The following is a 219-nucleotide window of genomic DNA, read 5'->3' as shown; positions in this document are numbered from 1 at the left end:
CATCGCCATGGATAAGGATCGAATAAGCCCTCGTTGTGTCTTGCTTAGGTTCGCCTTTGCTGCTGCGATCCTCTTGGGCTGCCCTTGCATATCCTTCAACAATCGGCGAAACAAACTCCAAATGGCTTGGGTTGTTAGCAAGGGACACAATCGTTTGCGCGCTTTTGTCGTCGCTAATTTGCCGGTCGGCCCCTAAATGGTATTTTACATCGCCAGTCC

1 protein-coding gene is annotated in these 219 nt (G+C 50.7%); it reads right to left on the bottom strand.

Annotation, left to right across the window (positions count from 1 at the left end; genetic code table 11):
* Positions 1–219 (bottom strand): hypothetical protein (locus CHH91_RS21050; RefSeq protein ID WP_141234276.1); only part of this gene is annotated, 219 nt, incomplete at both ends.

Origin of the sequence: Virgibacillus sp. 7505, from assembly GCF_002272135.1 — a bacterium.
GTDB lineage: Bacteria > Bacillota > Bacilli > Bacillales > Amphibacillaceae > Terribacillus.
This window is presented reverse-complemented; position numbering and strand designations above follow the sequence as displayed.